4 protein-coding genes and 1 pseudogene are annotated in these 8,617 nt (G+C 65.0%); 1 reads left to right on the forward strand and 4 read right to left on the reverse strand.

Going from position 1 to position 8,617, the window contains the following annotated elements:
• Window positions 1-393: 393 nt before the first annotated feature.
• From A3AS_RS0139265 to A3AS_RS0139280, 4 genes and pseudogenes are all read right to left on the reverse strand, one after another.
• Window positions 394-1,704: an ABC transporter substrate-binding protein gene (locus A3AS_RS0139265; RefSeq protein WP_018322896.1), complete on the reverse strand. Its 1,311-nt coding sequence runs from the start codon at window positions 1,702-1,704 to the stop codon at window positions 394-396.
• A gap of 157 nt (window positions 1,705-1,861) precedes the next feature.
• On the reverse strand, window positions 1,862-4,372 hold the full coding sequence (gene uvrA, locus A3AS_RS0139270; RefSeq protein ID WP_026202839.1) for an excinuclease ABC subunit UvrA: 2,511 nt from the start codon (window positions 4,370-4,372) through the stop codon (window positions 1,862-1,864).
• A 154-nt stretch (window positions 4,373-4,526) separates the two neighbouring features.
• Complete coding sequence (locus A3AS_RS0139275; protein ID WP_026202840.1) at window positions 4,527-5,711, reverse strand: calcium-binding protein; 1,185 nt, start codon at window positions 5,709-5,711, stop codon at window positions 4,527-4,529.
• A gap of 365 nt (window positions 5,712-6,076) precedes the next feature.
• Window positions 6,077-7,322 (reverse strand): annotated as a pseudogene (locus A3AS_RS0139280) (SMP-30/gluconolactonase/LRE family protein).
• Window positions 7,323-7,619: 297 nt separating this feature from the next.
• On the opposite strand from A3AS_RS0139280, the gene A3AS_RS0139285 reads away from it, so the two are divergent.
• Window positions 7,620-7,883: a hypothetical protein gene (locus A3AS_RS0139285; RefSeq protein ID WP_049815127.1), complete on the forward strand. Its 264-nt coding sequence runs from the start codon at window positions 7,620-7,622 to the stop codon at window positions 7,881-7,883.
• The last annotated feature ends 734 nt before the right edge of the window (window positions 7,884-8,617 follow it).

Consider the following 8,617-nt stretch of genomic DNA (forward strand, 5'->3'; position numbering starts at 1 on the left):
AGCACCGGATAGCCTGGACGACCGGGGCTCCCTTCATCCCGCAAATGACCGATCAGCTTCTCGAACCGGTACCACTTGACCAGGCCAGCCAACCGATCCAGCGCCGCATTGGCGCCGGCGCCCTTCGGCATCAGCGCTTCCACAAAGCTCGGCTGTCCTGTCCGCTTCACCGCCATCGATACCTCCAAGGCTTTGCCCTAGGGAATCACAACTGGCGAATTACGCAACAGGCCCCTTGTGGGAGAAGGTGGCGCGAAGCGCCGGATGAGGGGTTCCATCCGCGAATTCAATCGCGAGAGGCTCGCCTGCGGAGGCAACCCCTCACCCGTCTCGCCGCTGCGCGGCGAGCCACCCTCTCCCACAAGGGGAGAGGGGGCACCGTCCGCATCGCCCCTACGTCCCGTAGGTCGAGCCCTTTGGCAGCGGGAATACCGGGTCTTGCGTGCGGATGTTGGTCGGCCACACCACCGAGATGTGCTCGCCCGCGTTCTGCATCACCACCGGCGTCGAGCGTTCGTTCTGGCCCGAGAGCGGCGTGCCCGGCGGGAAGAATTTGACGCCGTAGCCCTGGATGGTGCCGCCGGCGGGGATGTCGACGTCGAGCGCGGCCTTGCGGATCGCCTCCGGCTCGAAGCTGCCGTACTTCTCCTTGGCCACCGGCAGCACGTTGTTGAGCAGCACCCAGGTCTGGTTGAAGCCCATCGAGCAGTGCGGCGGCACGTCGGTGGCGCCGGTCTTGGCCTGGTAGCGCGAGACCATGGTCTTGATCAGCTCGCCCATGCCCGGCGCGAGTTTTGCCGCATCGAGCAGCTGCGCCGGCACCGGGTCGATGTTGCAGAAATTGTCGATGTCGGGACCGAAGGTGGCGCGCAGCTTGTCGAGCTGGCTGTAGCCGGCGCCGGCCCCGAACAGCATCTTGAAGCGCAATCCGCTCTCGCGCGCCTGCCGCAGGAACAAAGTGATATCGGGGTTGTAGCCGGCATGCGAGATCACGTCGGCCTTGGCGCGCTTGATCTTGGTCACGAGCACCGAGAGGTCGGGCGCGGAAGCCGAATAGCCTTCGCGCAGCACGACCTGGATGCCGGCCTGCTTGGCATAGGCCTCGTCGGCCGCGGCGACGCCGACGCCATAGGGGCCGTCCTCGTGGATAAGCGCGACCTTGACGTCCTTCGCCTCCATGCCGAGCTTGGCTTTCGCATGCTCGGCGATGAAGCCGGCAAAGGCCTGGCCGTACTGGTCGGAATGGATCTGCGCGCGAAACACGTATTGCAAATTCTTGTCCTTGAACACGGCGGTCGAGACCGCAGTCGTGATCCAGAGGATCTTCTTCTGCTGCTCGACCTTCGCCGCCATCGGCACCGCATGCGCGCTGGAATAGACGCCGTTGATGATGTCGATCTTTTCCTGGCTGATCAGCCGCTCGGCCTCGTTGATCGCAACATCCGCCTTGCTCTGCGAGTCCGCCGCAACCGGCACGATCTTGGTCTTGCCGCCGATGCCGCCCTTCTCGTTGACGAGGTCGATGGCGATCTGCGCGCCGACCGAGGAGGCGACCGAGCCGCCGGCGGCGAACGGGCCGGTGAGGTCGTAGATCAGGCCGATGCGTAAATTCTCGGCCTGCGCCTGGGCCCTGGTCCAATCGAGGCTGAGTGTGGCGGCGGCAGCCGCCGTACCCTTCAGCAGCTGCCTGCGTGAAGTCGGCATCCTATCCTCCCTCAAAACGTTCTTATGGCTGGTTGTTATTTTTTTGCGAAGTATGGGGAGCGGGACGGCGGAAAGTCAACATCGCGAAAGTCGGATCTGCCAGCTGCGCTATAGAACGCAAATGCGAAATGACGGTGAGGCCCGGCGAGATCGCGCGTCACTGCTTCAAGCGCCGCGCCAGATAAGGCGCGGTCTTTCCGCCGGCCTTGGCAACCTGATCCGGTGTCCCCGAAGTGACGATGCGGCCACCTTCGTCACCGGCACCGGGGCCGAGATCGATGATCCAGTCGCTATGAGAGACGACGTCCATGTCGTGCTCGACCACGACCACGCTGTTGCCGGCGTCCACGATCCGGTCGAGCTGGGCGATCAGCCGCTCGACATCCCGCGGATGCAGCCCGGTGGTCGGTTCGTCCAGGACATAAAGCGTATGGCCGCGTTGCGGACGCATCAGCTCGGTCGCCAGCTTGATGCGCTGGGCTTCGCCACCGGACAATTCGGTGGCGGACTGGCCGAGGCGGATATAGCCGAGGCCGACCTCACGCACCACCGACAGCGACCGGTTCAGTGCGGCATCGCCCTCGAAGAACTCGAAGGCCTCGTCGACGCGCATCGCCAGCACATCCGCGATCGATTTCCCGCGGATTGTCACCTCGAGCGTCTTGTCGTTGTAGCGCGCGCCTTTGCAGGTCGGGCAGGGCGCATAGACGCTGGGCAGGAACAAGAGCTCGACACAGACGAAGCCCTCGCCCTCGCAAGTCGCACATCGGCCTCTCGCGACATTGAACGAGAAGCGTCCCGCGTCGTAGCGGCGGGACTTTGCCTGCGGCGTTGCCGCGAACATCCGCCGCACATGGTCGAACAGGCCGGTATAGGTCGCAAGGTTGGACCGCGGCGTGCGCCCGATCGGCTTCTGGTCCACCACGACGAGGCGGCCGATCCGGTCGAGGCCGGCAACAATCTTGCCGCCCAAGGTCTCGACCCTTGCGGCGAGGCTGTCGTCGTCCGCTTCGTCCGCGAGCGTATGGCCGAGATGCCCGGCGACGGCCTCGACGAGGAATTGGCTGATCAGGCTCGATTTGCCGGAGCCCGACACGCCGGTGATGCTGGCGAGGACACCCAGCGGGATATCGACGTCGAGACCGCGAAGATTATTGCGGGCGACGCCCCTGACCTTCAGGTGGCCCTTCGGCTCGCGACGGGTCGTCGGCAGCTTCTTGCGGGGATGCGCGAGATAGTGGGCGGTGCGCGATTGCTCGATCTGACCGAGCTCTGCCGGCGGCCCGCTGTAGAGGATGAGCCCGCCGCCGTCGCCCGCGTCAGGCCCGACATCCACCAGCCAGTCGGCATGCCTGATCACTTCGATCTCGTGCTCGACCACGAAGATCGAATTGCCGGCGTGCTTCAGCCGGTCCAGCGCCCGCAGCAGCGCCTCGGTGTCGGCGGGATGCAGGCCCGCGGACGGCTCGTCGAGCACGTAGACGACGCCGAACAGGTTCGAACGAACCTGCGTCGCAAGGCGCAGCCGTTGCAATTCGCCCGGCGACAGCGTCGGCGTGCTGCGCTCGCAGGCGAGATAGCCAAGGCCGAGGTCGAGCAGAACGGCGAGGCGCGCCGACAGATCCTCGCAGATGCGCCTGGCGACGACGGTCTTCTCCGATCTGTCCGTCGAAGTCTTTGCGAACGGCTTGACCAGCTCCTGCAGCTGCTTGAGCGGCAAATGCGACATCTCGGCGATATTGAGCCCGGCGAACCTGACCTTGAGCGCCTCGGGCTTGAGCCGGGTGCCGTGGCAGGTCGGGCAATCCCGCGTGATCATGAATTGCGCGACACGGCGCTTCATCATCGCGCTCTCGGACTTGGCGTAGGTCTGCATCACGTAGCGCTTCGCGCCGGTGAACGTGCCCTGGTAGCTCGGCTCCTCCTTGCGGCGCAGCGCGCGTTTGACCTCAGCGGCGTCGTAGCCGGCATAAACAGGAACGGTCGGCTGCTCCTCGGTGAACAGGATCCAGTCGCGGTCCTTTTTCGGCAGCTCGCGCCAGGGCTTGTCGACGTCGTAGCCGAGCGTCGTCAGGATGTCCCGGAGGTTCTGCCCTTGCCAGGCACTCGGCCAGGCCGCGACGGCGCGCTCGCGGATCGTCTTGGTGTCGTCGGGCACCATGGACTTCTCGGTAACGTCGAGCATCCTGCCGATGCCGTGGCAGGTCGGGCACGCCCCCTCGGGCGTGTTCGGCGAGAACGCCTCCGCATAGAGCATCGGCTGTCCCCGCGGATAATCGCCGGCGCGGGAATAGAGCATCCTCAGCAGGTTCGAGATGGTGGTGACGCTGCCGACGGATGACCTTGTCGTCGGCGCCCCGCGTTGCTGCTGGAGCGCGACGGCGGGCGGCAGGCCCTCGATGTCGTCGACTTCAGGGACTTGCATCTGGTGGAACAGCCGCCGCGCGTAGGGCGACACCGACTCCAGATAGCGCCGCTGCGCCTCGGCGTAGATCGTTCCAAAGGCGAGCGAGGATTTCCCGGAGCCCGACACGCCCGTGAACACGACAAGCGCGTTGCGGGGAATGCGAACGTCGACGTTCCTGAGATTGTGCTCGCGCGCGCCGCGCACCCGGACGAAGCCGTCGTCCTGCATCAGGCTGTCGGGTCGTCTTGGTCGATCGTCCATCTTGCTTCTCCAGGCCGCGTCGGAATTAACGGCAAGATCGCAGGATGGGTCCTTCGAGGCCAATGGGCCTCTACGTTCTGCACAAAGCCAAGGCCCGCCGCGATGACAGTGAAGGGCCTTGCGAGGGATTTGGGTCGCGGCAGCAAGCCGCGCCTCAGACGATGAAATCCCTGGCGTTGAGATCGGCGGCATGGATGCCATCCAGCGTGACGGTGTCGTTGGCCGTCAGCTGGATCACCGCATTGCCGGCGCTGTCATCGCTGATCAGGCTCTTCAGCGCGACCCAGTCCGCAAAGCCATAGGCCCGCACGTCGATCACGTCCTGCTCGAGTATCGTGCTGCCCGCCGCCTGGTTGCCCTGATCGAAATCGTTGATCACGTCCTGGCCCGAGCCTGCCCCGAACACGAACAGATCGTTGTTCGGTCCGCCCCAGAGCTGATCGTTGCCGCCTCCGCCGTTCAGCAGATCCCTGCCGCCGGTGATCGAGCCGCCTACGAACGGGTTGTAGGCTCGTGCATCGCCATAGAGCCAATCGCCGCGATCGCTCCCGTAGAGAATATCATTGCCACCCTGTGCGTTGCCGGACATCTGCGAGCCATCGCCGACGAGCGCGATGGAGGTCGAATTGGGATTGCCGTCGATGGCTGCGATCAGGATGTCGTCCCCGCCACGGGCATTGTCGCTCATGTAGCCGCTATCGCCGAGCAGTGATGCGCCGCCGGACCGCGCATCGTCGCCGGCCGTATAGATGAGGATGTCATTGCCGCCGCGTGCATCGCCGATCATGGACACCAAGGCATCACCCGACATCGATATGTTGCCAGAGGCGCCGGCCTGGACCACGCTGACGATGTCGTTGCCGCCTTGGGAGTTGCCGCTCATGAGCGATCCGGAATCGCCGCTGAACGCACCATACGATCTGTCGCCCATCTCTGCCTTGATGAGGTCATTGCCGCCCTTGGCATCCCCGGTCATGGCGATTTCGGCGTCGCCTGAGAGATAGACGCTCGCATAGATCGCATTCGAGGCCTCGACATGCAGCAAATCGTTGCCGCCGCGGGCTTGGCCGGACATGATCTGCGCGTCGCCGTCAAAGGTCGTATAGGGCAAGCGGCCCTGGATCGTCGCGACGAGAAGGTCATTGCCGCCATGCGATTGGCCTTCCAGGATCGACTCGTCGCCGACAAGCAGCAGGCTACTGGGCCCGTCATCGACTGTTGCGATCATGATGTCGTTACCGCCATGGCCGTCGACCGGTAGACCGGGGTCTCCGAACGCGATCACGAGCTCCTGGCTTCCAACGCTGACGATGATCGTGTCGTTTGGCATACGGCGCATCGTGCAACTCCCAATTTCTTGTCCGGCGCGGACGGAGGCGAAGCGACATGCCTGCGCACCGCGCTGCGGCCCTGCCGCGTCACACATCATCTTTGGTTTGATGGCGGAGATTGGCCCGCGATGGAGCTTGATTGCGGCCGCGGAACCGCCGGAGCGGGCGCGTCGTTAAGCTGTCATGAAACGCACAAGCGAAGGGGTATTTACGGCGATCGATCCGCAGATCGTGCCGCAGAAAGCAGTGCCGTAGGGTGGGCAAAGGCGCAAAGCGCCGTGCCCACCATCTCGTTCCGTATCAAGGGGATCGTGGGCACGCTTCGCTTTGCCCACCCTACGAGAGCGGTGCAAGCCTGCAGGATGCAGCGCTCTCAGCCTGGCCCGGCGCCCTGCGTTGCCGTGAACACCGCGTAGAGCGACTGGCTCGCGGCCATGAACAGGCGGTTGCGCTTGGGGCCGCCGAAGGTGATGTTGCCGCACACCTCCGGCAGGCGGATGCGGCCGAGCAGCTTGCCCTCCGGCGACCACACCGTCACGCCGCTGTAGCCGACGGCGCGTCCGGCATTGCTGGAAGCCCAGACATTGCCGTTGACGTCGCAGCGCACGCCGTCCGGCCCGCACTTCACGCCGTCAACCACGCAATCGCTGAACTTCTTGAGATTCGAGAGTTTGTTGTCCCCGCCGACATCGAACACGAAGATCTCGCCCTTGCCGCCCGGGCCGGTGTCGCCCGGCCCTTTGCCGGTCGAGGCGACGTAGAGCTTCTTGTAATCCGGCGAGAAGCACAGTCCGTTCGGATCGGGGACCTGGTCTTCGGTAACGACGAGGTCGATGCGGCCGGAAGGGTCGATGCGATAGCAATTGGTCGGCAGCTCGCTTGCCCGGCTGGAAACCGGCCGGCTGTCCGATCCGCGGATTGAGCTTGCCGCCCGCATTGCTCGGGCCGCCCGCGGCATCCGGCTCGCCTTCGTAGAGCTGGCCGCCATAGGGCGGATCGGTGAACCAGTAGCTGCCGTCGGGATGCGCGGCGATGTCGTTCGGCGAGTTCAGCTTCTTGCCTTGATAGGAGTCCGCGAGCACGGTGGCGGTGCCGTCATGCTCGTAGCGCGTCACCCGGCGGGTCAAATGCTCGCAGGAGAGCTGGCGGCCCTGGAAGTCGAAGGAGTTGCCGTTGGAATTGTTGGACGGCGTGCGAAACATGCTGACGCGGCCGTCGTCCTCGCTCCAGCGCATCTGCCGGTTGTTGGGAATGTCGCTCCACAACAGATACCTTCCTTGCGCGCTCCACGCCGGGCCCTCGGCCCACAGCAGGCCGGTGTACAGGCGCTTGATCGCGGTGTTGGGCTGGGCGAGATCGTTGAAGGAGGGATCGACCGCGATGATGTCGGGGTCCCAGAAATAAGTGGTCGGCGCGCCGTGGGGGCCGAAATCGCGCGGCGGGGTGGTGATGGTGGTCGGCGGTGCGGCGGGTCCGGTCTGGGCCAGAGCGGGGCCGGCGACGGTGGCCGCGGCGCCAAGCGCAAGCCCCCGGACAAGCGTTCGTCGTGAAAGCGCAGCATCCTGGTCACGCTGCTCGTGGTCACGAGCCGTGTGGTCACGAGCCTCTTGGCGTGTCATCGCGTCCTCCCAATGATGTTCGCTGACCGGTTGATCCGGCCAAGCAACCGGAGGTTAATGCGGTCCGGCGCCGGTTGCGAGGGTGGAATCGGATTCGCGCAGGCCGCAATCCCGTCATATTCGAATGCACTTCGCGTCCGCCTTGTGCCGTTTGCAAGGCGCGAAAATGTTCCGCGGATCGAAGCAAAAATTTGCTTGCGGCAAAGCGCGGCAGGCCGCCCGTTCGGCGCAGTTCAAGCCTTGATTTCGCGCTGATTGCCACGCAGAACCCGTCCGGGGGCATGGACGGAGTTGATTGTGGCTGGCGTCATCGTATTGATCGTGTTGCTGGGAATCGCGTTCGCGGCCGGCTATTTCACGCGTGACTACATCTCCAGCAAGCGACGCGCCGAAGCACGCCGCTGGCGCGAATACACCGAGCCGGATTGGCTTCCCGCCAACGCGCCCGCCAACACCAACGAGATCGCGAGCGCCATCACGGCGGTCCCCGTGGTCAACGGCGAGCTTGGCCAGATGCTCGACCGCTGGGAAAGCAGAGCCCGCGCCCGCCGCGCGGGATAGGGCGAAGTTCGTAGCCCGGATGAAGCGACTTGTCCGCCATAGCTCGAAGAGCGACGGCGGAAGCGCAATCCGGGGCCGCTCGCCCGGCATCTCGCACCGTCCCGGATTACGCTGGCGCTCCATCCGGGCTACGGCGCCGAGAGCCTGTGTCGCCCTCTGTCAATCCATGCGCACAAAAATATTCCACTTTACCGAAATTCGGTTTCGGCGTATGTGTTGCCCATCCCGGCTCACCCAAGAGGGGCGACGATGTGTCGTCACTGTCGCGAGCCGGGGTTGCGGTGGACGCGGCAGCGTCGGCACGAGAGGCGCGGGCAGGGCGGGTAGTCGCTGTGAGCCCGAGGCTTCGTGCGGACGAGCGGCGCTGCCAGGCTTCGTCTCGTGTGTAAGTTTCCGGCTCCGTCGACAGGGCCGGAAAAACTGCGGCGAAATGGCGGGCCGCGCGTACGGCAAAACCGTGTGGTCCTGGCCGTCGTTGCCACGGTCAAGCTTCCGCGGAGATGCGAGCGAGCCCAACCGGGCAGACTGCATCATCCAATTCGCGGGGCGAGGGAGGCCAGAAGGAATGGTCGGCTCCCGGGAGATCACGGCATAAGCCGTCCANCCANNGCGCAGGGAAGGCCGAGTGATCGGCACCACCTGTATGCTGCTGTGCGGTTCTTTCTGCGTGTGCTTTTCGCGCAGCGGACCGCGGGTGCGAGCCAGCACCCGGCCTTCCCTGCGCCCTCTTGGAT

The sequence above is a fragment of the Bradyrhizobium sp. WSM2793 genome (genome assembly GCF_000379585.1).
Classification (GTDB): Bacteria; Pseudomonadota; Alphaproteobacteria; order Rhizobiales; family Xanthobacteraceae; genus Bradyrhizobium.

Excerpts from the sequence above, each read along its gene's own strand:
- A3AS_RS0139265 (WP_018322896.1), bottom strand. The coding sequence starts at position 1,704 with ATGCCGACTTCACGCAGGCAGCTGCTGAAGGGTACGGCGGCTGCCGCC.
- uvrA (WP_026202839.1), bottom strand. The coding sequence starts at position 4,372 with ATGGACGATCGACCAAGACGACCCGACAGCCTGATGCAGGACGACGGC.
- A3AS_RS0139275 (WP_026202840.1), bottom strand. The coding sequence starts at position 5,711 with ATGCGCCGTATGCCAAACGACACGATCATCGTCAGCGTTGGAAGCCAG.